We start from the raw sequence: 255 nt of genomic DNA on the forward strand, positions 1-255 counted from the left end.
GCAAGTGCTGGAGCGGCATGTCGACTTCGCGGCGCTGGCTGATGCGGTCGATACTGCTGCGCCACGGCCCGGCCGCGAACGCGGCGGTCGGCCGCCGTTCCCGACCGAAGTGATGGTACGTATCCTGTTGATCCAGCAACTGTTCAATCTTTCGGACGAACAGATGGAGTTCCAACTGCTGGACCGGCTGAGCTTCCAGCGCTTCGCTGGCCTGCGCGACTCCAGCCAGATTCCCGACCGCACCACGATCTGGAC

The 255-nt window shown here is 63.9% G+C and carries 1 protein-coding gene; it reads left to right on the plus strand.

The features are described from left to right. The coding region (locus GTP44_RS28505; RefSeq protein WP_161021813.1) for a transposase at window positions 1–255 on the plus strand (255 nt) is incomplete at both ends.

Origin of the sequence: Duganella lactea, assembly GCF_009857505.1 — a bacterium.
Classification (GTDB): domain Bacteria; phylum Pseudomonadota; class Gammaproteobacteria; order Burkholderiales; family Burkholderiaceae_D; genus Rugamonas; species Rugamonas lactea.